The sequence below is a fragment of the Roseovarius sp. MS2 genome, assembly GCF_051447875.1.
Taxonomy (GTDB): Bacteria; Pseudomonadota; Alphaproteobacteria; order Rhodobacterales; family Rhodobacteraceae; genus Roseovarius; species Roseovarius mucosus_A.
Genome location: NZ_JBKHVF010000001.1, coordinates 3912406 through 3938989, shown reverse-complemented (window position 1 = coordinate 3938989; position 26584 = coordinate 3912406). Strand labels below are relative to the sequence as shown.

Here is a 26584-nt window from a genome sequence, read left to right as displayed (position 1 = left end):
TGTGGGGGGTCACCGCCCTATTCAGTCTGTGTGGATGTTCCATGTCGGGCGGACCCAAGAGTTGTGGTGACAGGGGAACTGGTTGGCCCCGAAACATTCGTCAGCAAAGACCATGACGATGGGGTTACAGCGCGAGAACCAAAAAAACACCAAACACTACGATCAAACAAAAGTGAACTCATCGTGAAGCGTAGCATTACATGGCTCATCTTGTCGACTACCACGTCACATAGCTGTGCCGCGCAGGGGGCTGCGCGGCACTTTATTCAGAACAATTGCCGAATTCAGGCGTTATTGTCGCGACGATCTGAATAATCGTCGTCGTCGCCGGCGGCACCACCGATGTCGTCAAACAGTTCGGCAATCTCAAAATCTGCGGCCTGATCGGCCTCGGCGGCGGCATCTTGGATGCTCTTGCCAGAGGCTTGGAGGGCTGCTTCTTCGACCGAACGCGCAACGTTCAACTGGATCGTGGCAACAACCTCGGGGTGCAGCGTGACGAGAACGTCATGCAGACCAAGGTCTTTGATCGGGCGGGTCAGGGCAACCTGCTTGCGCTCGACGGTAAAGCCATTCTCGGTGGCGGCATCAGCCGCATCACGGGTGCTGACCGAACCGTAGAGTGCGCCGCTGTCAGAGGCCTGACGGATGACAATGAACTGCTGACCGTTCAGCTTGTCGGCCATCGCCTCGGCTTCTTTGCGGGTCTCGAGGTTCTGAGCCTCAAGTTGCGCCTTGCGGTTTGCGAAATCGGAAATGTTCTTTTCCGAAGCCGACAGCGCCTTGCCCTGCGGCAGCAGGTAGTTGCGGGCAAAGCCGGGCTTGACGTCGACGACATCGCCCATCTGGCCAAGCTTGGCAACGCGTTCAAGAAGGATCACTTGCATCTGAGGTCTCCTTATTTCACGGCATAGGGCAGAAGGGCGAGGAAACGGGCACGCTTGATGGCGCGCGCGAGTTCACGCTGCTTCTTGGCCGAAACGGCAGTGATGCGCGACGGCACGATTTTGCCACGCTCGGAAATGTAGCGTTGCAGCAGGCGCGTGTCTTTGTAGTCGATCTTGGGCGCGCTATCGCCCGAGAACGGACAGACCTTGCGGCGACGGAAAAACGGTTTTGTAGCCATGGTTTATGCTCCTTGTCTCAGGGGATGGATCAGCGACGTTCGCGGCGTTCGCCACGATCGGGACGGTCCCCACGGTCGGGGCGGTCGCCACGATCAGGGCGGTCGCCGCGGTCGGGACGGTCGCCCCGCTCGTCACGCTTCTGCATCTGAACAGAGGGGCCCTCTTCATGCGCATCGACCTTGACGGTCAGCACGCGCATGACGTCGTCATGCAGACGCATCAGGCGTTCCATCTCTTGCACAGCGCTCGAGGGCGCATCGCTCTTGAGAAAGGCATAGTGGCCTTTGCGGTTCTTGTTGATCTTGTAGGCCATCGTTTTGACGCCCCAATACTCGTGCTCGACGAGTGTGCCACCATTTTCGGTCAGCACGGCACCAAAATGCTCGATCAGGCCTTCGGCTTGCGCGCTGGACAGGTCCTGACGCGCGATCATCACATGCTCATAAAGCGGCATGTTCACTCCATTTCTATCAAGGCGCATTTCATAGGACGGGCTTTGGCTCTTTCGCGCCCCATCCACGAGAGACTGCGCGGTTCATAACGATTGCGAAAGATTGGGCGCGTATACATCGCCCCGCAGGGCGGCGCAAGGCGCATTGATCCGGCCCGCAGAATGCCGCTGACCTGCCGCAATACGGACGAATTTGGTGGGCACGGTTGTGTTGTTCGAGGTGAAAAGGAGTATGACCATGGTTGCCCTTCCGGATTTTGAGCGCGAGTTCACGCACGCACCATTCGATTACCACGAGAGCACTGGCCATGCTCAGGCAGAGGCCCGGGCACTCGATCTTGGTCGCGCCACGCAGACCTTGTGCGGCAGTGCGCTGATCTTTTCGGCCTTCGGTCTCTGGCTGGTTTCTGCGGGGGCGCAGGACTCTGCCATGATGATGATCAAGCTTCTTTTCTTTGTAACTCTGCTCTTCGCGGGCCTGATGTGTCTGAGCCGCGCGCGTGCGGTGCAGGCAGGGCCTGAAATTCAGGTTGATGTGATGAACCGCCGCCTACATGTGATCGCCCCGGTTGCGGGCGGTCGGGCCGCGCGGGTTGCGGTCCATGATCTTGACAGCCTTTCGGAACTGTCGATGCGGGACCGCGTGCTGACAGCGCGCGATGCCGCCGGTCGTCAGATCGTTGCGATGAAGATCGAGGATCGTGCAACGGCCAAGGCCCTGCGTCGTGCTTTGGGCTTTCCAGCCTGAACCAAGCGGGGACCTGATGTTGGCAGGTGTTCGCCAATCCACAGAGGTTGTTTGAAACTACGGGATTGTGATTTGGTCCCAGAGCGCCAAATGTGAACAGGTAAGTCACATTTCACCCTCTGGAGGTTTCCGATGAAGAATATCCTGCTCGCCACAGCGCTTGCTTTGACCGCGACTGGCGCGGCTGCTGCCCCTGAAAAATATGAGCTAGACCCCAGCCACAGCCAGGTTGTGTTCTCTTACAACCACTTGGGCTTTTCCACGACCTATGGCATGTTCTCTGGCTTTGCAGGTGAGATCATGTTCGACGCCGAAGACCCGGCCGCCTCGTCGGTCAATGTGTCGATGCCGGTCATGTCGATGTTCACCGGTTGGGAAAAGCGCGACGAGCATTTCATGTCCGAGGATTTCTTTGGCGCGACCGAGGGCGATATGGTCACCTTCACCTCGACCGGGATCGAGGTTACGGGCGACAACACTGCCCTCATCACGGGCGATCTGACCATGAACGGTGTGACCAAGTCGGTCGTGCTCGATGCGCGCCTCAATCAAAAGGCCGATGCACATCCGATGAACAGCAAGCCTTGGGTCGGGTTTGACGCCACCACAACGCTGCTGCGTTCGGATTTCGGCGTGGATAAATTTACGCCCTTCGTCAGCGACGAGGTTGCGGTGCAGATTTCCGTCGAAGCCGGCAAAGCCGAGTAACGCGCAAGCAGAGTCCCGTCGGGCCGTCCGTGGAGTGCGGGCGGCCCTTTTTTATTTCGGGTCAGGTGCCGTAGGCGCGGCTGCGGCCCATCACATCCTCTGCCGCCAGGGCCAGCGCATCGGCGATCAGATCAAGATCGGGGCGGGTCAGGCGCGCGGGCAGGCGGGTGTCGCAGGCGCGCATCAACATCGCGCGGGTTTTTGGCAGCACCGGGGCCGCACCCGGCAGAAACTGCCAGTTCCAAAAGGCGCGGGCATTATCGGTACTCAGGCCAAATACCTGTACCTTGATGCCGCGGTCCGCCGCCGCTTGGGCAAAGGCGCGGGTGTCGTCTTCGGTCATCCCCACCAGATTGAATTGGATGGAGTCTGGCGCGCGCTCTTCAAGGGGTAATTTTTCGGGCACCTGCATCCAAGGCGAGGTATTGAGCCGCGCCGCGACATAGTCATGGTTGGTGCGCCCATCGCGCACCCGCCGCGCCACCTCGGCCAGTTGAGGGCGGATGATTGCCGCCGACAGGTTGTTGAGCCGCAGATTGTAGAGCGGCAATTGGTTCTGAGCGCGGGCAAACGCCGCCTCAAGGGCTGCATCCGGTGCTGTCAGATGCTTGGCCCAGTTGTGCTCATAGGCACCCGACATGATGACGGCGCGGGCGATCAGATCGGCATCGTCGCTGACCATGATCCCGCCTTCGCCAGCATTGACCAGCTTGTAGGATTGAAAGCTGAAACAGCCGATTTGCCCGATGGTGCCGATGTTGCGCCCGCCCCATGTAGTGCCAAGCGAATGTGCCGCGTCCTCGATCACTGGAATGTTCCGCGCCGTGCAGAGCGCCATGATCGCATCCATATCCGAGGTATGGCCGCGCATATGGCTGATGATCACCGCCTGCACCGTGTCCAGACGTGCCGTGAAATCGGCGATGTCGATGCGGTAATTCTCGCCCACCTCGCAGAGCACGGGCACACAATCGGCATGCAGCACCGAAGACGGGACGGCGGCAAAGGTAAAGCCGGGGATCAAGACCCGCGCATCGCGCGGCAGGCCAAGCGCCTTGAGTGAGAGAAACAGCGCAGCCGAGCAAGAGGACACGGCCAGCGCGTATTTCGAGCCCAGCAGTGCAGCAAACTCCCGCTCCAGCAGCGTCACGGGGGCATTTTCCGGAGCGGTATACCGGAAGAGATCGCCCGATTGCAGCATCCGGTCGATTTCCGCGCGGGCGGCTTCCGGGATGGGTTCTGCGTCATAGACATTAGGGGCAAGGGCCATGTTTTCGGATTTCCTGAAGCTAGGTTTCGGGTTTCCGGAACATATAGGCGTTAATTGTGACAGTTTGTCAAAGAAAACCCCACTGGCGATGGGGCAAAGGGCAATATCACGCTGATGATTGGATCAGAGACCGAGGCGGTCGCGCAGCGAAAACCATGTCATCGCCAGCACCAAAAGTGGGCTGCGCAGGGCGGTGCCCCCCGGAAACGCCGGGGCCGGGACGCGCGCCATGCAGTCAAACCCGGATGCCTCGCCGCGTACGGCCTCGGCCATCAGGCGGCCCGCATGGGTGGCTGTGCCCACGCCATGCCCGGAATAGCCCGAAGCGGTCAGAATATTAGGCGCAAGCCGTGCCAGATAGGGCATCCGCCGCATCGTGATGGCCAGCGTGCCGCCCCACGCATAGTCGAGCTTTGTGTCGCGCAGATGCGGAAAAATCTCGAGCATCGGTTTGCGCACGGTGGCACGGATATCCTTGGGGAAGCGATAGCCATAACTCTCGCCGCCACCGAACAGCAGGCGCTTGTCATGGCTGAGGCGAAAGTAATTGACCACGAACTTTGTATCCGCGACCGCCACGTCGCGCGCCAGCACGCGGGCCGCCGCATCCCCCAAAGGTTCTGTTGCCACGATGAAATTGTTGATCGGCATGACCCGCGCGGCGACCTTGCGCTCGAGCCCGCCAAGATAGCCGTTGCAGGCCAAAATAAGGTGATCCGCTTCGATTGATCCCGCATCGGTGGCAACGCGCAGCTTGGCACCGCGGGTAATCTGATGCACGGCAGAGCCTTCATGGATACGCACGCCTGCCGCAAGAGCGGCGCGCGCGAGGCCGAGCGCAAGGCCAAGTGGGTGCAAATGTGCGGCCCCCATATCCAGAGTGCCGCCGTGATAGGCTGGCGAGGGGCAGAGTGCTGCAAAGCCTGCTGCATCCAGCTTTTCGATCTGCTCATATCCGTATCGCGCGGCCAGATGATCGGCATAGTCGTGTTCCGCCGCCATTTCGCGCGCCGAGAAACAGGCATGTGCCACACCGGGTTTTAGATGACAGTCTATTCCATGTCGCGCGACGAGGGATTTTACCAGATCCTTGGCCTCTTCGGCCAACTGCCAGAGGTGCAGGGCATCCTCTGCGCCCACCAGACGTTCCAGCGCGGTTTGTTCCATCCGCTGACCGCTGCCCAATTGCCCGCCATTGCGCCCCGATGCGCCAAAGCCCACGCGCTGCGCCTCGAGCAGGACGACATCAAATCCCGCCTCTGCAAGGTGTAGCGCCGCCGAAAGGCCTGTATAGCCCGCGCCCACCACGCAGACATCGGCCCGCTCTGTGCCGCGCAACGGCGCGAACTCTGGCAGGGGTGTGGCCGTGGCCGCATACCAGCTTGGCGGATAGCAGCCGCGCCGGTCGTTGGAATAGAGCAGGTTCATGGCTTCTTCTTGGTGCAAATACTCATTAGCACGCCCCTGCCGCGCGGCTCAGACGTTGAGAAGGAGATGCTCACGCTCCCATGGGCTGATGACCTGGAGGAATTCCTCGTATTCGGTGCGTTTCACGATGGCGTAGACGCGGGCAAATTCCGGCCCGAGGATCTCGTGCAGCGCCTTGGCCTCTTCGAACATATCAAGCGCGTCGCCCATGACATTGGGGATATCCGGCTCACCGGAATAGGCGTCGCCTTTGAACTGTTTGTCGGGCCAATCCTCGTTGAGGATACCCAAGAGACCGCAGGCAAGGCTGGCCGCGATGCCCAGATAGGGGTTGCAATCCATGCCCGCCATGCGGTTTTCCACCCGCCGCGCCTCGGGGCCCGAGAGCGGCACGCGAATGCCCGTGGTGCGGTTGTCGCGGCCCCATGCAAGGTTGATCGGCGCGGCGTGATCTTTGACGTAGCGACGGTAGGAATTGACATAGGGGGCCAGTACCGCGATGGCCGAGGGCAGGTGTTTCTGCAAGCCGCCGATAAAGTGGAAAAACGCGTCGGTTTCACCGCCCTGTGGCCCGGCAAAAATGTTGCGGCCTGTTTCCATGTCGAGGATCGAGTGGTGGATATGCATGGCACTGCCAGGCTCGTCGGCGATGGGTTTGGCCATGAAGGTGGCAAAACAGTCATGGCGCAGGGCGGCTTCGCGGATCAGCCGTTTGAAATAAAACACTTCATCCGCCAGTTTGATCGGATCGCCATGGCGCAGGTTGATTTCCAGCTGCCCGGCCCCGCCTTCTTGGGTGATGCCGTCGATCTCGAACCCTTGCGCTTCGGCGAAATCATAGATGTCGTCGATCACGGGGCCGAATTCATCGACCGCTGTCATGGAATAGGCCTGACGGGCGGCGGCGGGGCGACCGGAGCGGCCCATCATCGGCTTGATCTCATGCGCCGGGTCGAGATTGCGGGCCACGAGGAAGAATTCCATTTCCGGGGCGACCACGGGGTTCATGCCATGGGCGTGATACATATCGACCACCCGGCGCAGCACGTTGCGCGGGGAAAACGGGATGGGCGCGCCTTCGCGGTCAAAGGCGTCGTGGATCACCTGCAGCGTCCAGTCGGCCGTCCAGGGGGCGGCGGTGGCGGTGGACATGTCAGGGCGCAGGATCATGTCGCGCTCGATAAAGCCGCCTTCGCCGGCTGCTTCGCCCCAATCGCCTGTAATGGTTTGGAAAAAGATGGAATCCGGCAGGTGAAAGTATTTCTGCCTGGCGAATTTTGTGGCGGGCACCGCCTTGCCGCGTGCGATGCCGGGCAGATCCGAGATGATGCATTCCACCTCGTCTAGGCGGCGGTTCTCCAGATAGGTCTGGGCTGTTTTGGGCAGGGAATTTGTAAGTTCACTTAGATCGGCCATGGCTGGCACCTCGTTTGAAAAACTCCGCCATGCGGGCGGCTATCGTTGCATTTGCGGTGGGATGGTCAAGTTTTGACTTGGCCGCTGCAATCAGGTCTGGGGGCACCACGCCGGGTGCGCGGTGGTGAATAAGGCGGTCAATCATGGTGGCGGTAAACTCGGGATGCGGCTGAATCGTGTAGATCCGATCACCATAGAGCAGGGCCGCATTCTCGCAAAATGCGCTTGAGCCAACCACTTCGGCCCCTTTGGGCAGTTCTGTAACTTGATCTTGATGCCAAGCGTTGAGGGGCAGGCGCTGGCCTTCGATGTCATAGTCGGTGACGCCCACCTGCCAGCCGCCGCCGAATTTCTCGACCTTGCCGCCCATGGCCTGCGCGATGATCTGATGGCCAAAGCAGACACCCACCAAGGGACGCCCGCTCGCGTGGATGTCGCGGATCAGCTGTTCCAGCGGCGCGATCCAAGGATGGTCCTCATAAGCCCCATGTTTGGAGCCGGTGATGAGCCAGCCGTCTGCGGCGTCCGGTCCGGTAGGGAATTCTTCATCCACCACGTTGTAATGATCGAACTCAAAGCCGTGCCCATCAAGCAGCTGGGCGAACATCACCTCGTAGTCACCCAACTCGTCTTGGACGATGTCGGGGGCGTGGCCGGTTTTCAGGATGCCGATTTTCATGGCGGTCTCTTGATTTGATCAAATTAAGGCGGGGTTGCCCCTTAAGGCTACACCGTTTCGAGATAGGTCTTCCAGTGGTCTTCTTTGGGAATCGGCGACATATAGGCCAATTCCTGACGCTTGGTCATCACGAGGTTGCGGATCAGATCGGGGTGAAAGATGCGCGCCATCATGGCATCCTGTTCAAACCAGTCAATTGCTGTGGCCCAATCTGCGGCCAGTTGCGGCATCTCGACCTCGTAGGCATTGCCGCTGATGGGCGGCGGCGGGGTAAGCCCCTCTTCGATCCCGGTGATCGCGGCGCCTAGAATAGCAGCAAAACTGAGATATGGATTGATATCGCCGCCCGCAACGCGGTGCTCGATGCGGCGCGCAGCGGGCGGGCCGCCGGGAATGCGGACCGCTGTGGTGCGGTTCTCATAGCCCCAGCCCGCACCGGTTGGCGCATGCGCGCCGGGAACCAGTCTTGCATAGCTGTTGGCATGTGGCGCGAAAATTAGCGTGGATGGCGGCATTGCTGCAAGACATCCGGCGACGGCGGCGCGTAGGACGTCGGTGCCAGCCGCTGTGCCATCGTTGAAAACATTATTGCCGGCCTTGTCCATCACCGAGAAATGCATATGCATCCCGTTGCCGGTGTCATCCTCGAAGGGTTTGGCCATAAAGGTGGCGACATAGCCGTGTTGGCGGGCCAAGCCCTTGATAAGCGTCTTGAAAAGCCATGTGTCATCAGCGGCGCGCAGGGCGTTTTGGTGATGCAGGGTCAGTTCGAACTGGCCAATCCCCGCCTCGCTGACGGCGGTCTCGACCGGAAGGCCCATTTCCAGACCGGCGTCGTACAAGGCGCTGAGAAATCCGTCGAACGCATCCATCTGGCCGAGCGAAAGAATGCCCGGAGACTTCATGCGGCGGCCATTGCGGGGGTCGCGTATGTTCTTGAGAGTATTGCCTTTTCCGTCCACCAAGGTAAATTCCAACTCGGTCGCGGCGGCGACATGCCAGCCGTAAGCGGCGTAGCGATCCAGCACGGCGACCAGTGCGTGGCGGGGATCGCCGGCAAAGGGCGTGCCGTCTTCGTGGTGCATGACCATGGGCACAAGGCCCTGTGGCACTTCAAGCCAGGGCAGGGGCACCGGGCCGCGGTCGGTGGGCAGGAGCACGCCGTCGATGTCGCCCGTATCAAAAACGAGGGGCGAGTTTTCAATGTCTGCCCCAAAGATATCAAGATTTAGCGATGAGAGCGGCATCCGCACGCTACCTGTGCTGAGTTTGTCGGCATGGGCGGCGGGAAGGCGTTTGCCGCGCATCCGGCCATTGAGGTCACAGGCAGCCACGCGGAAGGTCTGGAACTGTGTAAGATCCATTGGAAGAAAGTCCTGATGATGATTTTGTAACAGCCTAGCCCGGCAATGGGGGGCTTGCCAAGATAATTTGATCAAAAAATTTGAAGGGTGACGAATGGTAAGGTTTGTAAGGTTGGTACGATGGTTTTGTAAGGTGGTTGGGGGTGAGAGGTCCTCGAGTCAAGCCCGAGGATGACGGGGGATCAGGGCAGGCTTTGGTGCCAGCGGTTTTCGAGCTTTTCGATGGCGGCGATCCGTTCGGCGGTCTTGGGGTGGCTGAGCAACCATGCGGGCATGGCACCGCCCGCACCGTTTGTTAACGCTTCGAGTTTTTCGAACAGAGATTTTTGCGGGGCGGTGCCGATGCCCGCCTTGGTCAACAGGGCGGCGGCATAGGCATCGGCCTCATACTCGTCGCCGCGCGAGAGGCGGGCAGCGAGCAGGGTGGTCAGACCATTGGCGATCCAGACGCCCAGACCGGGGATGAAGCGCGACAGGATCATGGCAAGGGCGGTGCGCAGGGCGTTCTGCCCGGAAAAGTCGATCATCCGGCGGCGCGAATGCCCCAAGGCGACATGGCCCAGCTCATGCGCGATGACCGAGGCCATTTCTTCGGCTGAAACCTCGCCGGTCTGAAACTTGCGATAGAAACCACGGGTGATGAAAATCCGCCCGTCAGGGGCTGCCAGACCATTTACCGGGTCAATCTCGTAGATATGCACCCGCACGCGGGGCAGGTCGAGCGCACGGGCGAGGCGGTCTGTCATCGCCTTGAGCTTGGGGTCGGCCAATTCGGTCGATTGCGCATCCAATTCCCGCGAGGTGCGCCAGACCGAGAAGCGGTACATGGCGAGCGCGTAAAGGATGGCGAGAAGGATCGGGGTGAATTTCAACATGAGAGGAATATGGGGTGGGGTGAGGGGGCTGGCAAGAAGGGTTTAAGGGGATTGGGGTTCGCTGAGGTTTGCATCAAGAGATGAGCCGCGCGGCGGCGCGACGCGCCTTGTTCCGCGCGGGGTTTCCGAGCAAGGCGCAGGCGAAACCCCGTCCCTTTCCCGGTGGACGCCGCGCGCGCCCTCGCATAAGTCTGGGCGCGACTGCCCAAGACCGGAGCGCGTGCCATGATCCCACAGGTCTATCTGATCCTCTTCCTTGCCATTCTCGCTGAAACAGCGGGCACCACGGCATTGCAAGCCAGCCAGCAATTCACCCGGTTCTGGCCGTCGGTTCTGGTGGTGGTGGCCTATGCGATCAGCTTTTACCTTCTTGCGCAAACGCTTAAGGTGATGCCCGTGGGGGTGGTCTATGCGGTCTGGTCGGGGCTGGGGATCGTGTTTATTGCCTGTATTGGCTATGTGGTCTTTGGTCAGAAGCTGGATCTGCCCGCGATCATCGGGACCGGCATGATCCTTGCGGGTATCGTGGTCATTCAGTTATTCTCGCGCACAACGACACATTGAGTGTCCAGACTGGGCGGCAAAGGGGCTGGTCAGAACCGCCCCTTGCGGGTAAGGCACCGCCGCAAGAGAAGATGAGGCCGCCCATGACTGAGACCATCACCGAGCGTTGCGAAGCCAAAGGGCTGCGCATGACGGAGCAGCGCCGCACGATTGCGTCCGTGCTGGAAGGGTCGGATGATCATCCGGATGTTGAGGAGCTCTATGCCCGCGCCTCGGGGCGTGATCCTCGGATCTCGATTGCGACGGTCTATCGCACCGTCAAGCTGTTTGAAGAGGCGGGCATTCTCGACAAGCTGGAATTCGGCGACGGGCGCGCGCGCTATGAGGATGCCGAGCGCGACCATCACGATCATCTGATTGACATGAATTCGGGTGAGGTGATCGAATTTGTCGATCCTGAGATTGAGGCGTTGCAAGACAAGATCGCTGAAAAGCTGGGGTATCGCCTGATCGGGCATCGGCTCGAACTCTATGGCGTGCCGATCAAATCCGGTGAGTGACGCGGGCACCGTCAACGCGCGGGTGATGCGGCTGGCGATTGGCAGCCTCATCGTGGGGTTGATCGTGCTGGCGCTCAAGGCGCTGGCTTGGGCGCTTACCGGGTCTCTGGCGCTGATGTCGGATGCGCTGGAGAGTCTTGTCAATCTGGCCACGGCCCTTGCGGTGATTGTCGCGCTGAGGGTGGCGCGGCGGCCTGCGGATGACAATCACCCGTTCGGACATCACAAGGCAGAGTTTTTCTCGGCGGTGCTGGAGGGGGTTTTGATCGTCATTGCGGCGCTCTTTATCCTGCGGGAGGCCTATGACGGGTTTCAGGCCCCGCGCGCGATGGATGCGCCCCTGCTGGGCATGGCGATCAATATGGCGGCGGGGGCGATCAACGCAATCTGGGCTCTGGCGCTTATCCGCAACGGGCGGCGCTATCGCTCGCCGGCGTTGGTGGCGGATGGCAAGCATCTGATGACGGATGTGGTGTCTTCTGTGGGCGTACTCTTTGGGGTGGGGCTGGCGCTGGCGACGGGGTGGCTCTGGCTTGATCCGGCGATGGCGTTGTTGGTGGCGGTCAATATCCTGTGGTCGGGCAGTATGGTGATCAAGGCGTCGCTGAGCGGGTTGATGGATGAGGCGGTATCCGAGGCGGAACTGGCCACCATTCGGCGGGTGATCGAAACGGCGGCCAGCGACGATGCCGCGTTGCAGGCGCATGATCTGCGCACGCGCCATGCCGGGCCGGTCACGTTCATCGAATTCCATCTGGTGATGCCGGGGGCAACCACGGTTGAGGCGGCGCATGATCTTTGCGACCGCATCGAGGCGGCGCTGATGGCGGCACTGCCGGGGGCGCGGGTCACGATCCATGTCGAGCCCGAGCATAAGGCCAAGCATAGCGGTCATGTTGTGCTGTCATAGCTCTGCCGCTTTTTTGGGCAGGTGATCCGGGCTATCACGGGCGTTCCACCGATTTGCAACCCGGCCAAGAAAGTCTGAGATGGAAAACCTGCGCGGCAGTATTCTGATGGTTCTCTCGATGGGCGGTTTCGCGCTGGAGGATATGTTCATCAAGCGGCTGGCGGATACTCTGCCGGTGGGGCAGATCATCATTCTGTTGGGCCTGGGCGGGGCGCTGATTTTTGGCGCGATGACGCGGGCGCAGGGGGGGCGGCTTTGGTCGCGGGATCTGGTGTCTCGGTCGGTGATCCTGCGCAACTGCGGCGAGTTGGTGGGCACGCTGGGATTTGTCATGGCGATTGCGCTGACGCCGCTGTCGTCGGCCTCGGCGATTTTGCAGGCCACGCCGCTTGCGGTCACTTTGGGGGCCGCGCTCTTTTTGGGGGAAGCGGTGGGCTGGCGGCGGTGGGCGGCGATCCTTGTGGGGTTTTGCGGCGTGCTGATGGTGATCCGGCCCGGCATGGCGGGGTTTGAGCCAGCGTCGCTTTTTGCGGTTTTGGCGGTCTTTGGGTTGGCGGCGCGCGATCTGGCGACGCGCCGCGTGCCAAGATCGATCTCCTCCATGCAGCTGTCGACCTATGCCTTTGCCACGCTGGTGCCGACGGGGGTAATTTTGCTGGCGTTTCACGGCACGCCTGCGATGCCCACGGCGGTGAACTGGCGCGATCTGGCGCTGGCGCTTCTGTGCGGGGTGTCGGCCTATTATGCCATCGTGGCGGCGATGCGGCTCGGTGATGTGGCGGTGATCACGCCGTTTCGCTATTCGCGGCTGGTGTTTGCGCTGATCATCGGGGTCACGCTCTTTGACGAGCGGCCCGATGTCTGGACGCTGGCGGGGGCGGGGATCATCATCGCCTCGGGCATCTATACCTTTTGGCGCGAGCGGCGATTGGCGCGGCGGATGGCCTTGGCGTGAGGTTCAGCTTGCGGCGGCGGTCAGGTCATCGATCACCTTGACCCAGAGGTCGGTGGGTTGGCAGCCGGGCACGGCATGTTGACCGCCGACGATGAAAGTGGGAACGCCGGTGATGCCCATCTGGCGAAATTGCGCATCGCGGGTGCGGATGTCTTCGCGGTCGGCTTCGGTGGCCAAAAGGCGCTGGATCATGGCGCCATCCAAGCTGAGGCTGTCAGCGAGATCGGCCAGAACCTCGGGGTCGCCGATGTCGCGGCCTTCGTTGAAATAGGCCTGAAAGAGGGCCATGGCCATGCGGTCCTGACAGCCTTCGATGCCGGCCCAATGCAGCAGGCGATGGGCGTCAAGCGTGTTGGGCGTGCGTTTGATGGCGGCGAAATCAATCGTGAGCCCCGCCGCCTCGGCGCGTTCCAGCACGGGGGCATAGGCGCGGATGGCCCCGTCTTTGCCGCCAAACTTGGTCTCTAGATAGTCGCGGCGGTCCATGCCTTCGGCGGGCATGTCGGGGTTGAGCTGGAACGGATGCCATTCAATCTCGAACGGGTGATCGGGGCGCTGGGCCAAGGCCTGATCGAGCAGGGTCTTGCCGATATAGCACCAGGGGCAGATCGGATCGGAGATGATATCAAGCTTGACCATGGAGGCCCTCATAGATCGGCCGCAGGGCGCGGCGCAGGATTTTGCCATTGGCCCCGGTGGGCAGGGCCGCGACGTGGTGATAGGCGCGCGGGGCCTTGTATCCCGCGAGCCGCGTCCGCGCGAAGGCGTCGAGCGTGGCGGGGTCGAGGGTTTGGGGAGCAGTATAGAAGGCCATGATGACGCGCGCATCCTCTTTCACCGCAATATCGGTCACGGCGACGGCGGTGATGCCGGGATGGGCGCTGAGTGCGGACTCGACCTCCATCGGGGAGACGCGGTAGCCACCGGCGTTCATCATATCGTCGGCGCGGCCCAGATAGGTGATGTGACCTGCGGCATCCATCATCCCCTGATCGCCCGTGAGGAACCAATCGCCGGTGAATTTCTCGGCCGTGACCTCGGGCGCGCCGAGATAGCCCAGCATCAGGCCGGGGTCTGAGCGGTGGATCGCGATAGTGCCTTCGGTGCCAAGGGGCACAGGTGTGCCGTTGGCAAGGATCGCGACCCGGCGGCCAGTCTGGGGGCGGCCAAGCGTGCCGGGGGCGGCGGGATGATCGGGGCTGCCGGAAATGAAGGTTGAGCATTCGGACATGCCGTAGGCCTCGTAGATTGGCGTGCCGGTGGCGTTTTGCCAATGCTGGCGGATGGTGTCCGAGAGTTTTTCGCCTGCCGCCAGCCCGTGCCGCAGATGCGGCAGAGAGAGGGAAGCACCCGGCTGAAAGAGTTTGCGATAGACGCCGGGGGCGGCAGCAAAGATCGTGGCGTCATGGCGTTTGAGGAGGAGCGGCAATTGTTCGGGCGTGATACCGGGCGCGGGGATGAGGGCGGTCGCGCCCATGGTCCATGGGTCCATCAGGCCGGTGCCAAGGGTAAAGGTCCAGTTGAAGGCACCCGCATGGCAGAGCCGGTCATCTGCGCGTAGCGCGTACCAGCCGTCAGACATCATCTGCCGCGCCCAGATGGCGCGATGGGCATGGACCACGGCACGCGGAATGCCCGAGGTGCCGGAGGTATAGATGATATAGGCGGGGCGGTCGGGGTCGCCCATGTGCCAATCGGCGGGGGGCAGATCGCGCATCGCCTCAAGGGTGGGTTCATCGAGCGTGGGGATATCGGTTTCAGGACAAGCCACGCCTGCGGCGCGCAGGATCAGGGCCGGTTGGGTGGTTTCTATCATGCCCGCCACCTCGGGCGCGGTCAGTTGGCTGGAGGTGGGAATGGGGATGAGACCAACGGCGATGGCCCCGAGATAGGCAATCGGAAATTCCACCGTATTGCCCAGCCGCATCAAAACCCGGTCGCCGGGGGTGAGACCCGCGCGCAAAAGGCCGGTGCCGGTGCCGCGCACAGCAGCCAAAAGGCGGCCATAGCTCCAGCGGTCGGCCTTGGCGAGGCTGAGGACCGCCAGCGCGATCTTGTCCGGCTGCGCCTCGGCCCGGCCCAGAACATGCGCGGCGAGGTTGAAGGGGGTGGGACAGGGGGCGCTTGGCCCTTGATCGAATATCGCGGTCATTGCGTTGGCTTAGGAGGCTCTGGCGGCGGTTGCAAGGGTGTCTGCGCTTGGCCTATAGCATGGGGCTATGACCGATCAAGCTTTACCCCCTCTGCTGCGCGTGACGCGCGAGACCGGCGGTGCCGCCGCACCTGAGCCGCTTGATCTGGGCGCGCGGGTGCGCAGCCTGCGCAAGGCGCGCGGTTGGACGCTGGAACAGGCGGCGAAGCAGGCGGGGCTGGCACGCTCGACCCTGTCGAAGATCGAGAATGGCCAGATGTCGCCCACCTATGACGCCTTGAAAAAGCTGGCGCAGGGGTTGGAAATCTCTGTCCCGCAGCTTTTTACCCCGCCGTCGCGCGACCGGATCAACGGGCGCATGGCGGTGACGCGCGTGGGCGAGGGCACTGCCAAGGCGACCGCCACCTATGAGCATGATTTGCTGGCCGATGCGCTGAGCCAGAAACGCATGATGCCCTACCGCGCGCGGATCCGTGCCCGCTCGGTTGAGGAGTTCGGCGGCTGGGTGCGCCATGACGGCGAGGAATTTCTGTATGTGCTGACCGGGGTGGTGCGGCTTTTTACCGAGTTTTACGAGCCCATTGAGATGCGCCGGGGGGATAGCGCCTATTACGATGCCACGATGGGGCATAACGTGATTTCGGTCAGTGTCGAGGATGCCACGGTTTTGTGGGTGACATCGCTTGATTGAGGCAGGCGGGCATCACGCGGCCCGGCCATGGTGGAGAATGGCCGGGCCGTCTGCGCCGTGAGTGTGGCCGTTAGTCGACCGGGGCGGCAGGGGTTTGTTGCGATGTTGCGCCGTCGATCACGCTGGGTGGGGCGGTGGTGTCGCCGGTATTCGACGGGCTGAGCATGCTGAAGGCGATCAGCGCGCCCATCAGGATCACGACAACCAGCAGGCCCGTCAGCCCGCCGCGCGTGCCCGCCGCCGGATCATGGCCGGGAGGGCCATAGCGGTTGAGGTCGCGATTGGCTTGGCGTTGGATGTCATCTTGGGGGATATGCATGAGAGGCTCCTTTCTGACTGGGATCACCATAGACCAGAGGTGGGGTGATCACCGAGCGTGCCCAAGGCCTGTGGGGATTTCCGGCGCTTTGCTGCCATTTTGGGGGGTGTCAAAAGGCAGATTCCCGCTGTAGGCCGAAACTGGCCGCTGGCATGTCTGCGGTTTGGCAAGGATTGGCCGGGTTCAGCGCAGTTTCGGGATGCCACCGGCATGGGTGCTGCGATCCACCACGCCCGCGCGCAAGGACCGCCCGATGCGATGCGCCAGCGCTGACCATGCCGCGGCCTGATCGGGAGAGAGTTCGCGCGCGAGCACCGCATCAAACAGCGCAAGCCATGTAGAGAACATGCCCGGTTGCACGTTGCGGGCGTTGACATGGGCGGCCATCGGGCTGCCGTCATAGACGCGTTCGTGCAAAATCGAATTGGCCCAGAAATCGGCCACCTTGGCCTCGTGCGCGGGCCAGTCGGTGACATGGACCGCAAAGATCGGCCCAAGACCGGGATGCGCGCGCACCGCCGCGTAGAACGCGGTCACGACCCGTTCGATCTCGGGGCGGGTGATGGGGAAACGCGGGGGCAGGGTGGCGGTCATGCGTCTTATGTGGCGCGGGGTGCGGGCAGAGGCAATCCCCTGATTTGGTCTGGTGGGGGCGAATCCCTGAAAAGAATTCGGGCCGCTTTCTTTTCAGACAGGCGGGGGCTGCGCCCTCTGGACGCTTGGCCGGAGCGCGCCTATAAGGCGTCGCATGATGAGACGCAAAGCGATCATTATTCGAATTACATGCCCGGCGCTCTGAGACAATCGAGCTGCCGGGACAAGGCGTATGGGCACCCGCGCCACCTTTCACCCCCCAAATTCCAGACCAGTGACAAGGACGCAAACCATGTGCGCCGACACGACACAGACACCGGGACAGACGCCGGATTACAAAGACACGCTGAACCTGCCCGAGACCGATTTCCCGATGCGCGCCGGATTGCCCGCGCGCGAGCCTGAGTGGCTGGCACGTTGGGCGCGGATCGGGGTCTATGAGAAGCTGCGCGAGCAGGCCGCAGGGCGTGTTCCCTTTACGCTGCACGATGGCCCGCCCTATGCCAACGGGCATCTGCACATCGGGCATGCGCTGAACAAAATCCTCAAGGATATGGTCGTGCGCAGCCAGCAGATGATGGGCCGCGATGCGCGCTATATCCCCGGCTGGGATTGTCACGGGCTGCCGATCGAGTGGAAAATCGAAGAGCAATACCGCGCCAAGGGGATGGATAAGGACAAGGTGGATGTGGTCGATTTCCGTCAGGAATGCCGCAAGTTCGCCGAGGGCTGGATCGACATTCAGCGCGAGGAATTCAAGCGGCTGGGGATCACCGGCTGTTGGGATCGCCCGTACCTTACGATGGATTTCCGCGCCGAGCGGATCATCGCGGAGGAGTTCCAGAAATTTCTGATGACCGGGGTGCTCTATCAGGGGTCAAAGCCCGTGATGTGGTCGCCGGTCGAGAAAACCGCGCTGGCCGAGGCGGAGGTGGAGTATCACGACAAGGAGAGCTTTACGGTTTGGGTGAAGTTTGCCGTGAACAAGGGGCACGGCAACCCCGGTCTTGAGAATACTTCTGTCGTCATCTGGACCACGACGCCGTGGACCATGCCCTCAAACAAAGCCGTGGTTTACGGCGAGAGCATTTCCTATGGCCTCTATGAGGTGACCGGGACGCCGGGCGAGTGTTGGGCGGCGGTGGGGGAGAAATTCATCCTCGCCGATACCCGCGCCGAGGATGTGATGACCCGCGCGCGGCTGGAGCCGTCGATGTATCGCCGTTTGCGCGATGTGCCGGCGCAGGAATTGGCGGGGATGCAGCTTGAGCATCCGCTGAAAGGGGCCGAAGGCGGGAATGGCGAATGGGATGACCTGCGCGATTTCCGGGCGGCTGATTTCGTGAGTGACGAAGAAGGCACCGGGTTTGTTCATTGCGCGCCCTCGCACGGGATGGAGGAGTTCGAGCTTTACCGCGACTTGGGCATGCTGGAGCAGGTGATTACCTATAACGTGCTGGAAGATGGCTCTTTCCGGCCTGATCTGCCGTTCTTTGGCGGCAAGTTCATCCTTGATCGCAAGGGCAAGGAGGGCAATGCCAACAAGGCGGTGATTGACAAGCTGGCTGAGGTGGGCGGGCTGCTCGCGCGGGGCAAGATCAAGCACAGCTATCCGCATTCGTGGCGCTCCAAGGCCCCTGTGATCTATCGCAACACGCCGCAGTGGTTTGCGGCGATTGACCGGGCGGTGGGCGACGGGCAGGACACCTATGGCACCAGCATTCGCGAACGCGCCCTGCGCTCGATTGATGCGTTGGTGACATGGACGCCCAAGACCGGGCGCAACCGGCTTTATTCGATGATCGAGGCGCGGCCCGATTGGGTGCTGAGCCGTCAGCGCGCTTGGGGTGTGCCGCTCACCTGCTTTGTGAAGAACGGCGCACAACCCACGGATTCTGATTACCTTTTGCGGAATGAAGAGGTGAATGCGCGTATCCTTGCGGCCTTTGAGGAAGAGGGTGCGGATGCGTGGTATAAAGAGGGCGCGAAAGAGCGGTTCCTGTCGGGCATCGTGAACCCGGACGACTGGCGCAAGGTCGATGACATTCTCGATGTGTGGTTCGATTCCGGCTCGACGCATGCCTTTGTGCTGCGCGACCGCGAGGACGGGTCTGAGGATGGTTTGGCCGATCTATACCTAGAGGGCACGGATCAGCATCGCGGCTGGTTCCATTCGTCGATGTTGCAGGCTTGTGGGACACGCGGGCGCGCGCCCTATCGGGGGGTGCTGACGCATGGCTTTACCCTTGATGAGAAGGGCAACAAGATGTCGAAATCCTTGGGCAATACGGTCGCGCCCGAGGAAGTGGTCAAGCAATATGGCGCGGATATTCTGCGGCTTTGGGTGGCGCAGGCGGATTATACTGCCGATTTGCGGATCGGGCCGGAAATCCTCAAGGGCGTGGCCGATGGCTATCGCCGTTTGCGCAATACGCTGCGGTTCATGCTGGGGGCCTTGGCCCCGTTCACCGAGGCGGATCGCGTGGACCCGGCAGAGATGCCGGAGCTGGAACGCTGGGTGCTGCACCGTCTGGCGGAGCTGGATCACAAGGTGAAGAAAGGCTATGAAACCTATGATTTCCAAGGGGTTTTCCAGCAAATCTTTAACTTCTGCACGCTGGATCTGAGTGCCTTCTATTTCGATATTCGCAAGGATGCGCTTTATTGCGATGGCGACACGGCGCGGCGGCGGGCGGCGCGGACGGTGCTAGATCTGCTGTTTCACCGGCTGACGACATGGCTCGCCCCGGTGCTGGTCTTTACCATGGAGGAGGTGTGGCTGTCGCGCTTCCCCGGTGAGGACAGTTCCATTCACCTCACGGATATTCCCGATACGCCCGCCGAGTGGCTTAATGAGCCCTTGGCAGCGAAATGGGCGATGGTGCGGCAGGCGCGGCGGGTGGTGACGGCGGCGCTAGAGGTGCAGCGGACAGACAAGGTGATTGGGGCCAGCCTAGAGGCGGCACCGGTGGTGCATATCCGCGATGCCGAGATGCTGACGGCGCTGAAATCGGTGGATTTCGCGGATATTTGTATCACGTCGGATTTGATGCTGACCGGCGATCCGCGCCCCGATGAGGCGTTTCGTTTGCCTGAGGTGGACACGGTCGGCGTGGTTTTCGAGCGCGCGGAAGGCGAGAAATGCCAGCGCTGTTGGAAAATTCTGCCTGATGTGGGGCAGCACAAGCATCCCGGCACCTGCGGGCGCTGTGATGCGGCCTTGGGGTAAGCTAGGCGTCTATTACCCGCCCCGGGCTTGACCCGGGACCTCGTTTCCCAAGAGGAGAGGCCCCGGGTCAAGCCCGGGGCGGCGTTTCGGGATCAAAGCGCTCCGGCGATCTGGCGCAGCACGGCGATATTGCCGTGTTTGACGCCCGGTTCGCGAAAGGCGCGGTCGGCGGAGGTGGCGATGATCACCACCTCGCGGGCGCGGTCGATGTAGATATATTGGCCGTAAATGCCGTGGCCGAAGAATTCGCCGGGTTGGGCATCGGCGGGCATCCACCATTGAAAGCCATATTGCAGATCGCCCGGTGCTGTGGGGGCGGTGGGTGTTGTGGCCGCGCGCATCCAATCCTCTGGCACCACCTGTTGCCCGTTGTAGCGCCCCAGATTGGCAGCCATCAGGCCAAAGCGGGCATAGTCGCGGGTTGTGACGTTGAGGCCACCAAGCGCAAAGGCCACGCCCTCGCCATCGGTGAGGTAATAGGGTTCGGAGTCGAAGCCTAAAGGTTGGATGATCTTTTCCGTCAAGAGGTCTGGCAGGCTGCGCCCGGTGGCCCCGCGCAGCACCATGGCGAGAATATGCGTGTCGATCGAGACATATTTCCAACGTGTGCCGGGGGCGGCATCGCGCGCCGTGAGACCGGCGGCAAAGCCGTCCATCGTACCGCCAAGGGCCAGAACCCGGCCCATGCGGTTGATGTCTGATGCGTAGTCGAGATAATCCTCGTCAAAGGCAACGCCGCTCATCATCAGCAGCACGTGGCGGATGCTGGCGCCGTCATAGGCGCTGCCCGCGAGGCTGGGGGCGTAGCGCGTGACCGGATCATCGAGCGAGGCAATCTGACCCTCGGCTATGACTACCCCGAAGAGGGCCGACAAAAAGCTTTTGGCGACGGACCAGCTTATGCGGCGATCCTCGGGGGCGGTGCCAAGGTGATAGCTTTCATGCACCACAGCGCCCCGGTGCAGGACCATGAGCGAGGTCACGTTGCGGGCGGTGATCCAGTCAGTGGCCACGGCGGGCAGGGTCATGGCCGGGCCTGCGGGCAGGGGCGAGACGGGGCCGGTGCCGCGCGGCACGGGCACGGATAAAAAGGCGCGGTCCATATGCGAGAAGTTCTGGACGATGCGGTCTGCGTCAAAGAGGCTGTTGACCGCCCAGAGGCGGGTGATCTGGTCGCGTTTCCAGAGGCCCACCGCTGCCGCGGCAAGGACCAACAGCAGCAGGATCCGTCCCAGCCATTTGAGAGCGTTGCGCATTCCCATCCTCTTCGGTTTTGTCGGCAGTTGAGCAGTGACGCCGCGCTTGATCAAGCCTTACCTTGAGATCAATGGCCTAACGGAATTTGTCCATCAGCTTTTGCATGGGCGAGCGAGGGTCTGGTGTGGCCTCAGGCTCTGGGGGTGGGGCGCGGTCGGTCTGTACTGGGGCAGGGCGCGCGGGTTTGGGGGGTGTCATGGCCTGCGCGACGGCGTTCTGAAAGCGGTCGGGTTTGCCTTGGGCGAGCCATGGCGCGCCTTTGCCGATGCCGCGCAAAAGATCGTCGAGCCAGTCGGCCTCGGATTTGGCGAAATCCTGAAGGACGTACTGCGCCACGCGGTCTTTGTGGCCCGGATGGCCGATGCCAAGGCGCACGCGGGCATAGGCCTCGCCAATATGCTGATGGATCGAGCGCAGCCCGTTGTGGCCTGCGTGCCCGCCGCCCGTCTTGCAGCGTAGCTTGCCGGGGGCGAGATCCAATTCATCGTGAAAGACGGTGACATCGGCGGGGGTCACTTTGTAGAACCGCACCGCTTCGCCCACGGATTGACCGCTGAGGTTCATGAAGGTCATCGGCTTGAGCAGGACGGTGCGCGCGCCGTCCAAGGTGCCCTCAGAGACCATGCCCTGAAACTTGGACCGCCATGGGCCAAAGCCGTGATCCTCGGCGATGCGGTCAAGCGCCATGAAGCCGATATTGTGGCGGTTTCGTTCGTATTTCGCGCCCGGATTGCCGAGACCTACGAAGAGCTGCATGGGTGGTGCCCCCGATCCTGAATGGGCCACGGTCTAGGGGTTTGGGCGGCGGGAATCAACAGGCTGCGGTGGGGGCAAAAGAAAACGCGGCCCCGATGGGGCCGCGCGGTATAGAATAAGGTCTGGTCCGGCAGGATCAGTCCTCTTCGCCATCTTCTTCTTCTTCGTCATCGCCCTGCGAGCGCAGTGCCGACGGCGCGGAGATATTGCAGATCACGAAATCGCGGTCCTTGATGACCGGCTCGGAGCCTGCGGGCAGATCGACCATCGAGATCGTGACGACATCGCCGATTTTCTCGACCTTTGAGAGGTCCACGGTGACGTGATCGGGGATATCGCCGGCGAGCACGTTGAGTTCCACCTCGGGGCGCACAACGGTCAGCACGCCGCCCTTGCGCAGGGCCTTGCACTGTTCGGCGTTGATGAAATCAACGTGAATGAACAGGTTGATCCGGGTGGTGCGGCGCAGGCGCATCAGGTCGACATGGGTCGGCAGATCCTTGACCACATCGCGCTGAACGTCGCGGCAGATCACGCGCACATCGTCATGGCCTTCAACCTGAAGGTTGAACAGCGTCGACTTGAAGCGGCCCTTTTTCAGGCGCTTGAGCAGTGCGTTGAACGGAATGTTGATCGCCAGCGGTTCTTTATCGCCACCAAACACGACACCCGGAACCATACCCGCACGACGGGCTGCGCGAGCGGCGCCCTTGCCTGTCCCCGCGCGTTCCTGGGCTTGAAGATCAGGAATTTCTCCAGCCATTTAATCTCTCCATAAGTTAGGGCGGGGCTCCTCCAAGGCTGTAGTCCCCGCATGAAGCTGCGCCAATAGCCGGGTTTTGCGGATTTGAAAAGCGGAATCTTGTTGCTTGGGGGGGATGCGTGACCTATCCGTCGGTCCCGTGACGCAAGAGGAGCCTGACCCAAATGCCACGCCGCGCTTTCCTGCATGTCGGCATGCCCAAATGTGCAACGACGACGATACAGGCGGCGTTGGTGCAACGGCAAGAGGCGCTGCGAGGGCTGGGGATTGCCTATGAGATGCCCGAAGGGCCAGAGGCAGAGGGGCAGGGCAATGCCGCGCGTCTGGCGATTTCCATTTTGCGACAGAGGGAAGAGGCGATCGCGGCGGCGCTGGATTTCTTTTCCAGCGGGACGGGCGATGTGGTGCTGAGTTCAGAAGCGTTCTCGGCGCTCTATAAATCTGCGGCGGTCATCCAGTTCATTGAGGCATTGCGCGCGCGGGGGTTCGAGGTTTCGGTGATTGCGCTGTTTCGCAGGCAGGATCACTGGCTTGAGTCTGATTTCAAGCAGCATGTCAAAGGTGCCCATACCTGGGACGGCACCATCGCGGAACTGCTGGAAAAGCGCACGCAGCAAGATGTACTGAACTATGCGCTTTTTACCCTGTATTGGGGGAAATATGTTGGCCGGGATCGGGTGTTCACTGCCGTGATACAGCCGGGGAGTGCGCGGCGCGATCCGGTGAATTTCGTGCTGGAGCAGATTGGCGCGGGGAGCCTGTGCTATGGCGAAGATGCCGATGTGCCACTGGCGAATGTCAGCCCGCCCACGGGCCTGATCGAGCCTGCGCGGCTGCTTAAGCAAGAGATGCGGGCGGCGGGGGCCTCGGCGGGGCAGGTGGATGTGGCGCTGGATCGGTTTTTTGCCGAAGCGCCGGGCGTGATCGCGGTGCCAAAGCGGCGGTTCTTGATGCCGCATGCCCTGCGGCAGGCGGTGGTGGACCGTTGGAAGGGGAGCAATCACGATCTTGTTCGGCGTGCGGAGCATCGCGGGGCGTTTGATGTGGATGTCGCAGAAGACCCTGCGTCGGAGGTGCCGTTGGACGAGGAGGCGCGCGCCGTTCTGGCGGCGTGGACTGCGGCGAAAGGCCCGGCGCCCGCACCTCAGGTGCAGGCGCGGCGCGGGTTCTTGCGGCGGTTGTTGGGGAAGTGACGCGCCTTACACCGTCCAGCGGCCGGTGAAATCCTCGGGCACCAGCAGGATATCGCGGTCGAGCGTTTTCACGTCACGGCGACCGCAGAGGCCCATGGTGCTGTCCAATTCCTTGTGGATGACTTCGAGCGCGCGGGTCACGCCCGCCTCGCCCATCGCGCCCAGACCATAGACGAAGGCGCGGCCGATATAGGTGCCCTTGGCCCCAAGGCTGAGCGCCTTGAGCACGTCCTGACCCGAACGGATGCCGCTATCAAGATGCACCTCGATCTTGTCGCCTACGGCGTCGACGATGGCGGGCAGGGCGCGAATGGCCGAGAGCGCGCCGTCAAGCTGCCGCCCGCCGTGGTTTGACACGATGATGGCATCGGCCCCCACGTTGAGCGCCTCGCGCGCATCGACCGGGTCCATGATGCCCTTGATGATCAGCGGGCCGTCCCACATCTTGCGGAATTGGCGGATGCGGTCCCAATCGAGCGCCTGATCAAAGGCCTCGGAGGTCCAAGTGCTGAGCGAGGAGGGATCGGTCACGCCCTTGGCATGGCCCACGATATTGCCGAAGAACCGCCGCTTGGTGCCCAGCATGCCCAGGCCCCAATGGACCTTGGTCATCATGTTGGCGACGCTTTTGGGGGTCAGCTTGGGCGGGGCGGAGAGGCCGTTTTTCAGGTCTTTGTGGCGTTGCCCCAGCATTTGCAGATCGACGGTGATCATCGCCGCCGAACATTTGGCATCGCGCGCCCGGTCAAAGAGGCGCTGCATGAAATCATCGTCCTTGAGGGTATAGACCTGCATCCAAAACGGTTTGGTGGTGTTTTCGGCCACATCCTCGATCGAGCAGATCGACATGGTGGAGAGGGTGAAGGGCACGCCGAATTTCTCGGCGGCGCGGGCGGCCTTGATCTCGCCATCCGCGTGTTGCATGCCGGTAAGGCCGACCGGGGCAAGGCCCACGGGCATGGCCACATCCTGTCCGATCATCTGGCTGGCGGTGCTGCGCCCGGTCATGTCGATGGCAACCCGCTGGCGCAGGTAAATCTTGTCAAAGTCGGTGGTATTCTCGCGGAAGGTCTGTTCTGTCCAGCTGCCGGATTCGGCGTAATCGTAGAACATCTTGGGGACGCGGCGGCGGTAGATCTGTTTGAGATCGGCGATATTGGTGATGACGGGCATGGCGTCCTCCGAAATTGGTTAGTTTCCTTTACCAACGCAAGCGGGGCCGCGCAATCACCCCTGTTGCCGCAGACTGCTGGGCTGTGATGGAATTTGGCGCACGGACCAGCGCCAGAACCGCACCAACATGAACACCCCTGCCAGCGCCAGCCCCGAGGCCAGGCCAAGCCAGATGCCGGGGCCACCCAAGCCAAAGGTGAAGCCCAGAAGGTAGCTAACGGGGACACCGACCGCCCAATAGCTGAGGGCGGCGATCACCATGGGCACGCGGGTATCTTGCACCCCGCGCAAGAGGCCAAGCGCCTGCACTTGGGCCGCGTCCACCAGTTGAAAGAGGGCGGCGGCGGCAAGAAGCTGGCGGCCAATGGCGATGACCTCGGCCCGGTCAGGATCGTCGGGGGCCAGAAAAAGGCCCACCAGCAGATCGGGCAGCAGCAGAAGGAGTGCCATGGTCGCGAGCGCCACAGCGGCGGAGAGGCCAAGCACCACGCGCGCGCCGTCACGCAGGGCCGTGCCATCGCCGCGGCCATGCGCCTGACCTGCGCGCACGGTCGCGACGTTGGAGAGGCCAAGGTGGATCATGAAGATGACCGACGTGATCTGCATGGCGATGCCATGGGCGGCCAAGGGCAGGGTGCCGAGCCAGCCCATCATCACCGAGGCGGACGCGAAAAGGCCAACTTCGGCCAGATTGGTCAGGCCAATGGGCCAGCCTAGCCGAAAGACGCGGCCCAGCGCCTCGGGGTCGGGGCGCCAGAAGCGTTGAAAGATGGCGTGTTCAGGGGCGGAGCGATGGACATAGACGCCAAGCACCACGAAGGACGCGATATTGACCCCGAGCGAGGCGATGGCCGCGCCCTGCACGCCAAGTTCCGGAAAGCCGAAATGCCCGAAAATGAGCAGATAGTTGATGGCAGCGTTGAGCGCCACCGCGCCCAGCGTCACCCAGAGCACGACGGCGGTGCGTTCGAGCGCCGCGAGATAGGATTTGAGCACCATCACCATGAGCGCGGGTAGAATGCCAAGCCCTGCGATTTCGAGGTAGTCGGCGGCGAGGGCGGCGGTGGCGGGCTCTTGGCCCATACGGTCAAACAGAGCGCCAGAGCCCAGCATCAGCGGCAGCGTGGCAAGGCTAAAGAGGATCGAGGCCCAAAGGCCCATGCGCGTCACGCGGCGCACCTGGGGGATGGCACCTGTGGCCTGTGCAGAGGCCACCATCGGCATCACGGCCCAAGCAAAGCCTGAGCCCATGATGAAGAGGACAAAGAACATGGTGCCGCCCAGAACCTCGGCGGCCAAGGCCTCGACCGAGTACCAGCCCAGCATGATTGCATCGGTGAAAGTGATGGCGAATTGCGCCACATGGCTGCCGATCAGGGGCAGGCCAAGGCCCAGCACGGCGCGGGCATGTTGGCGATATGTGAGCCGGGGTTGCATAGTCTTGGCGTTAGACGGGGGCGGG

General features: G+C 62.1%; 27 protein-coding genes. 9 read left to right on the top strand and 18 right to left on the bottom strand.

Annotation, left to right across the window (positions count from 1 at the left end; genetic code table 11):
- Positions 1-284 precede the first annotated feature (284 nt).
- From rplI to rpsF, 3 genes are read right to left on the bottom strand one after another with little or no spacing between them, the layout of a single operon-like run.
- Positions 285-887, bottom strand: coding sequence for a 50S ribosomal protein L9 (rplI, locus tag ACLGGT_RS19210; RefSeq protein ID WP_151979063.1), 603 nt, complete (start codon positions 885-887; stop codon positions 285-287).
- 11 nt (positions 888-898) lie between these two features.
- Positions 899-1126 carry a 30S ribosomal protein S18 gene (gene rpsR / locus ACLGGT_RS19205; RefSeq protein WP_008282293.1) on the bottom strand — a complete coding sequence of 76 codons (228 nt, stop codon included), beginning with the start codon at positions 1124-1126 and terminating at the stop codon, positions 899-901.
- Positions 1127-1155: 29 nt separating this feature from the next.
- Complete coding sequence (gene rpsF, locus ACLGGT_RS19200) at positions 1156-1581, bottom strand: 30S ribosomal protein S6 (RefSeq protein WP_008282292.1); 426 nt, start codon at positions 1579-1581, stop codon at positions 1156-1158.
- Positions 1582-1816: 235 nt separating this feature from the next.
- Between rpsF and ACLGGT_RS19195 the strand changes: the two genes are divergently transcribed.
- Both ACLGGT_RS19195 and ACLGGT_RS19190 read left to right on the top strand, forming a co-directional pair.
- A complete protein-coding gene (locus tag ACLGGT_RS19195) occupies positions 1817-2326 on the top strand; it encodes a hypothetical protein (protein WP_437197272.1) in 510 nt (169 codons plus the stop codon).
- Positions 2327-2458: 132 nt separating this feature from the next.
- On the top strand, positions 2459-3034 hold the full coding sequence (locus ACLGGT_RS19190) for a YceI family protein (RefSeq protein WP_437197271.1): 576 nt from the start codon (positions 2459-2461) through the stop codon (positions 3032-3034).
- A 61-nt stretch (positions 3035-3095) separates the two neighbouring features.
- Here the strand turns inward: ACLGGT_RS19190 and ACLGGT_RS19185 are convergent, their stop codons facing one another.
- The 6 genes from ACLGGT_RS19185 to ACLGGT_RS19160 all read right to left on the bottom strand — a co-directional run bounded on the left by ACLGGT_RS19185 (position 3096) and on the right by ACLGGT_RS19160 (position 10066).
- Complete coding sequence (locus ACLGGT_RS19185; protein WP_437197270.1) at positions 3096-4304, bottom strand: DegT/DnrJ/EryC1/StrS family aminotransferase; 1209 nt, start codon at positions 4302-4304, stop codon at positions 3096-3098.
- Positions 4305-4427: 123 nt separating this feature from the next.
- On the bottom strand, positions 4428-5732 hold the full coding sequence (locus ACLGGT_RS19180) for an NAD(P)/FAD-dependent oxidoreductase (protein WP_437197269.1): 1305 nt from the start codon (positions 5730-5732) through the stop codon (positions 4428-4430).
- Between the two features lie 48 nt (positions 5733-5780).
- Positions 5781-7148 (bottom strand): glutamine synthetase family protein, encoded by a 1368-nt coding sequence (locus ACLGGT_RS19175; RefSeq protein ID WP_008282287.1) that lies wholly within the window; start codon positions 7146-7148, stop codon positions 5781-5783.
- On the bottom strand, positions 7132-7827 hold the full coding sequence (locus tag ACLGGT_RS19170) for a type 1 glutamine amidotransferase (protein ID WP_008282286.1): 696 nt from the start codon (positions 7825-7827) through the stop codon (positions 7132-7134). The genes ACLGGT_RS19175 and ACLGGT_RS19170 overlap by 17 nt, the downstream gene beginning before the upstream one ends.
- A 47-nt stretch (positions 7828-7874) precedes the next feature.
- Positions 7875-9191 carry a glutamine synthetase family protein gene (locus ACLGGT_RS19165; protein ID WP_081506400.1) on the bottom strand — a complete coding sequence of 439 codons (1317 nt, stop codon included), beginning with the start codon at positions 9189-9191 and terminating at the stop codon, positions 7875-7877.
- A 182-nt stretch (positions 9192-9373) separates the two neighbouring features.
- The gene (locus ACLGGT_RS19160) at positions 9374-10066 is read right to left on the bottom strand and encodes a M48 family metallopeptidase (protein WP_008282284.1); all 693 of its coding nucleotides are present in this window, start codon (positions 10064-10066) and stop codon (positions 9374-9376) included.
- Between the two features lie 225 nt (positions 10067-10291).
- On the opposite strand from ACLGGT_RS19160, the gene ACLGGT_RS19155 reads away from it, so the two are divergent.
- The 4 genes from ACLGGT_RS19155 to ACLGGT_RS19140 all read left to right on the top strand — a co-directional run bounded on the left by ACLGGT_RS19155 (position 10292) and on the right by ACLGGT_RS19140 (position 12995).
- On the top strand, positions 10292-10630 hold the full coding sequence (locus ACLGGT_RS19155) for a DMT family transporter (RefSeq protein ID WP_008282283.1): 339 nt from the start codon (positions 10292-10294) through the stop codon (positions 10628-10630).
- 83 nt (positions 10631-10713) lie between these two features.
- Positions 10714-11130: a Fur family transcriptional regulator gene (locus ACLGGT_RS19150; RefSeq protein ID WP_008282282.1), complete on the top strand. Its 417-nt coding sequence runs from the start codon at positions 10714-10716 to the stop codon at positions 11128-11130.
- The gene (locus ACLGGT_RS19145; protein ID WP_437197267.1) at positions 11102-12040 is read left to right on the top strand and encodes a cation diffusion facilitator family transporter; all 939 of its coding nucleotides are present in this window, start codon (positions 11102-11104) and stop codon (positions 12038-12040) included. The genes ACLGGT_RS19150 and ACLGGT_RS19145 overlap by 29 nt, the downstream gene beginning before the upstream one ends.
- A 79-nt stretch (positions 12041-12119) precedes the next feature.
- A complete protein-coding gene (locus ACLGGT_RS19140; RefSeq protein WP_008282280.1) occupies positions 12120-12995 on the top strand; it encodes a DMT family transporter in 876 nt (291 codons plus the stop codon).
- A 3-nt stretch (positions 12996-12998) separates the two neighbouring features.
- On the opposite strand, the gene ACLGGT_RS19135 is transcribed toward ACLGGT_RS19140, so the two are convergent.
- Together ACLGGT_RS19135 and ACLGGT_RS19130 are read right to left on the bottom strand one after the other, a co-directional pair.
- Entirely contained in the window at positions 12999-13634 is a 636-nt protein-coding gene (locus ACLGGT_RS19135; protein ID WP_008282279.1) for a DsbA family oxidoreductase, read from the bottom strand.
- Positions 13621-15147, bottom strand: coding sequence for an AMP-binding protein (locus ACLGGT_RS19130; RefSeq protein ID WP_437197266.1), 1527 nt, complete (start codon positions 15145-15147; stop codon positions 13621-13623). The genes ACLGGT_RS19135 and ACLGGT_RS19130 overlap by 14 nt, the downstream gene beginning before the upstream one ends.
- A gap of 67 nt (positions 15148-15214) precedes the next feature.
- Here ACLGGT_RS19130 and ACLGGT_RS19125 point away from each other — a divergent pair, with 67 nt between their 5' ends.
- A complete protein-coding gene (locus ACLGGT_RS19125; RefSeq protein WP_081506396.1) occupies positions 15215-15838 on the top strand; it encodes a helix-turn-helix domain-containing protein in 624 nt (207 codons plus the stop codon).
- A 70-nt stretch (positions 15839-15908) separates the two neighbouring features.
- Here ACLGGT_RS19125 and ACLGGT_RS19120 read toward each other — a convergent pair whose 3' ends face one another.
- Together ACLGGT_RS19120 and ACLGGT_RS19115 are read right to left on the bottom strand one after the other, a co-directional pair.
- A complete protein-coding gene (locus ACLGGT_RS19120) occupies positions 15909-16157 on the bottom strand; it encodes a hypothetical protein (protein ID WP_008282276.1) in 249 nt (82 codons plus the stop codon).
- A gap of 183 nt (positions 16158-16340) precedes the next feature.
- Positions 16341-16751 (bottom strand): group III truncated hemoglobin, encoded by a 411-nt coding sequence (locus ACLGGT_RS19115; RefSeq protein WP_375553422.1) that lies wholly within the window; start codon positions 16749-16751, stop codon positions 16341-16343.
- Between the two features lie 292 nt (positions 16752-17043).
- Between ACLGGT_RS19115 and ileS the strand changes: the two genes are divergently transcribed.
- Complete coding sequence (gene ileS / locus ACLGGT_RS19110; protein ID WP_437197265.1) at positions 17044-19980, top strand: isoleucine--tRNA ligase; 2937 nt, start codon at positions 17044-17046, stop codon at positions 19978-19980.
- 92 nt (positions 19981-20072) lie between these two features.
- Here ileS and ACLGGT_RS19105 read toward each other — a convergent pair whose 3' ends face one another.
- The 3 genes from ACLGGT_RS19105 to ACLGGT_RS19095 all read right to left on the bottom strand — a co-directional run bounded on the left by ACLGGT_RS19105 (position 20073) and on the right by ACLGGT_RS19095 (position 22756).
- Entirely contained in the window at positions 20073-21236 is a 1164-nt protein-coding gene (locus ACLGGT_RS19105; protein WP_437197264.1) for a serine hydrolase domain-containing protein, read from the bottom strand.
- 76 nt (positions 21237-21312) lie between these two features.
- A complete protein-coding gene (gene pth / locus ACLGGT_RS19100) occupies positions 21313-21993 on the bottom strand; it encodes an aminoacyl-tRNA hydrolase (RefSeq protein WP_437197263.1) in 681 nt (226 codons plus the stop codon).
- A 136-nt stretch (positions 21994-22129) separates the two neighbouring features.
- Entirely contained in the window at positions 22130-22756 is a 627-nt protein-coding gene (locus tag ACLGGT_RS19095; protein WP_008282271.1) for a 50S ribosomal protein L25/general stress protein Ctc, read from the bottom strand.
- Positions 22757-22920: 164 nt separating this feature from the next.
- On the opposite strand from ACLGGT_RS19095, the gene ACLGGT_RS19090 reads away from it, so the two are divergent.
- A complete protein-coding gene (locus ACLGGT_RS19090; RefSeq protein WP_437197262.1) occupies positions 22921-23949 on the top strand; it encodes a hypothetical protein in 1029 nt (342 codons plus the stop codon).
- Between the two features lie 6 nt (positions 23950-23955).
- Here the strand turns inward: ACLGGT_RS19090 and ACLGGT_RS19085 are convergent, their stop codons facing one another.
- Positions 23956-25122: an alpha-hydroxy acid oxidase gene (locus ACLGGT_RS19085; RefSeq protein ID WP_151979071.1), complete on the bottom strand. Its 1167-nt coding sequence runs from the start codon at positions 25120-25122 to the stop codon at positions 23956-23958.
- Between the two features lie 54 nt (positions 25123-25176).
- The gene (locus tag ACLGGT_RS19080) at positions 25177-26559 is read right to left on the bottom strand and encodes an MATE family efflux transporter (protein ID WP_081506390.1); all 1383 of its coding nucleotides are present in this window, start codon (positions 26557-26559) and stop codon (positions 25177-25179) included.
- Positions 26560-26584: the final 25 nt, after the last annotated feature.

Excerpts from the sequence above, each read along its gene's own strand:
- rplI (WP_151979063.1), bottom strand. The coding sequence starts at position 887 with ATGCAAGTGATCCTTCTTGAACGCGTTGCCAAGCTTGGCCAGATGGGC.
- rpsR (WP_008282293.1), bottom strand. The coding sequence starts at position 1,126 with ATGGCTACAAAACCGTTTTTCCGTCGCCGCAAGGTCTGTCCGTTCTCG.
- rpsF (WP_008282292.1), bottom strand. The coding sequence starts at position 1,581 with ATGCCGCTTTATGAGCATGTGATGATCGCGCGTCAGGACCTGTCCAGC.
- ACLGGT_RS19195 (WP_437197272.1), top strand. The coding sequence starts at position 1,817 with ATGGTTGCCCTTCCGGATTTTGAGCGCGAGTTCACGCACGCACCATTC.
- ACLGGT_RS19190 (WP_437197271.1), top strand. The coding sequence starts at position 2,459 with ATGAAGAATATCCTGCTCGCCACAGCGCTTGCTTTGACCGCGACTGGC.
- ACLGGT_RS19185 (WP_437197270.1), bottom strand. The coding sequence starts at position 4,304 with ATGGCCCTTGCCCCTAATGTCTATGACGCAGAACCCATCCCGGAAGCC.
- ACLGGT_RS19180 (WP_437197269.1), bottom strand. The coding sequence starts at position 5,732 with ATGAACCTGCTCTATTCCAACGACCGGCGCGGCTGCTATCCGCCAAGC.
- ACLGGT_RS19175 (WP_008282287.1), bottom strand. The coding sequence starts at position 7,148 with ATGGCCGATCTAAGTGAACTTACAAATTCCCTGCCCAAAACAGCCCAG.
- ACLGGT_RS19170 (WP_008282286.1), bottom strand. The coding sequence starts at position 7,827 with ATGAAAATCGGCATCCTGAAAACCGGCCACGCCCCCGACATCGTCCAA.
- ACLGGT_RS19165 (WP_081506400.1), bottom strand. The coding sequence starts at position 9,191 with ATGGATCTTACACAGTTCCAGACCTTCCGCGTGGCTGCCTGTGACCTC.
- ACLGGT_RS19160 (WP_008282284.1), bottom strand. The coding sequence starts at position 10,066 with ATGTTGAAATTCACCCCGATCCTTCTCGCCATCCTTTACGCGCTCGCC.
- ACLGGT_RS19155 (WP_008282283.1), top strand. The coding sequence starts at position 10,292 with ATGATCCCACAGGTCTATCTGATCCTCTTCCTTGCCATTCTCGCTGAA.
- ACLGGT_RS19150 (WP_008282282.1), top strand. The coding sequence starts at position 10,714 with ATGACTGAGACCATCACCGAGCGTTGCGAAGCCAAAGGGCTGCGCATG.
- ACLGGT_RS19145 (WP_437197267.1), top strand. The coding sequence starts at position 11,102 with ATGGCGTGCCGATCAAATCCGGTGAGTGACGCGGGCACCGTCAACGCG.
- ACLGGT_RS19140 (WP_008282280.1), top strand. The coding sequence starts at position 12,120 with ATGGAAAACCTGCGCGGCAGTATTCTGATGGTTCTCTCGATGGGCGGT.
- ACLGGT_RS19135 (WP_008282279.1), bottom strand. The coding sequence starts at position 13,634 with ATGGTCAAGCTTGATATCATCTCCGATCCGATCTGCCCCTGGTGCTAT.
- ACLGGT_RS19130 (WP_437197266.1), bottom strand. The coding sequence starts at position 15,147 with ATGACCGCGATATTCGATCAAGGGCCAAGCGCCCCCTGTCCCACCCCC.
- ACLGGT_RS19125 (WP_081506396.1), top strand. The coding sequence starts at position 15,215 with ATGACCGATCAAGCTTTACCCCCTCTGCTGCGCGTGACGCGCGAGACC.
- ACLGGT_RS19120 (WP_008282276.1), bottom strand. The coding sequence starts at position 16,157 with ATGCATATCCCCCAAGATGACATCCAACGCCAAGCCAATCGCGACCTC.
- ACLGGT_RS19115 (WP_375553422.1), bottom strand. The coding sequence starts at position 16,751 with ATGACCGCCACCCTGCCCCCGCGTTTCCCCATCACCCGCCCCGAGATC.
- ileS (WP_437197265.1), top strand. The coding sequence starts at position 17,044 with ATGTGCGCCGACACGACACAGACACCGGGACAGACGCCGGATTACAAA.
- ACLGGT_RS19105 (WP_437197264.1), bottom strand. The coding sequence starts at position 21,236 with ATGCGCAACGCTCTCAAATGGCTGGGACGGATCCTGCTGCTGTTGGTC.
- pth (WP_437197263.1), bottom strand. The coding sequence starts at position 21,993 with ATGCAGCTCTTCGTAGGTCTCGGCAATCCGGGCGCGAAATACGAACGA.
- ACLGGT_RS19095 (WP_008282271.1), bottom strand. The coding sequence starts at position 22,756 with ATGGCTGGAGAAATTCCTGATCTTCAAGCCCAGGAACGCGCGGGGACA.
- ACLGGT_RS19090 (WP_437197262.1), top strand. The coding sequence starts at position 22,921 with ATGCCACGCCGCGCTTTCCTGCATGTCGGCATGCCCAAATGTGCAACG.
- ACLGGT_RS19085 (WP_151979071.1), bottom strand. The coding sequence starts at position 25,122 with ATGCCCGTCATCACCAATATCGCCGATCTCAAACAGATCTACCGCCGC.
- ACLGGT_RS19080 (WP_081506390.1), bottom strand. The coding sequence starts at position 26,559 with ATGCAACCCCGGCTCACATATCGCCAACATGCCCGCGCCGTGCTGGGC.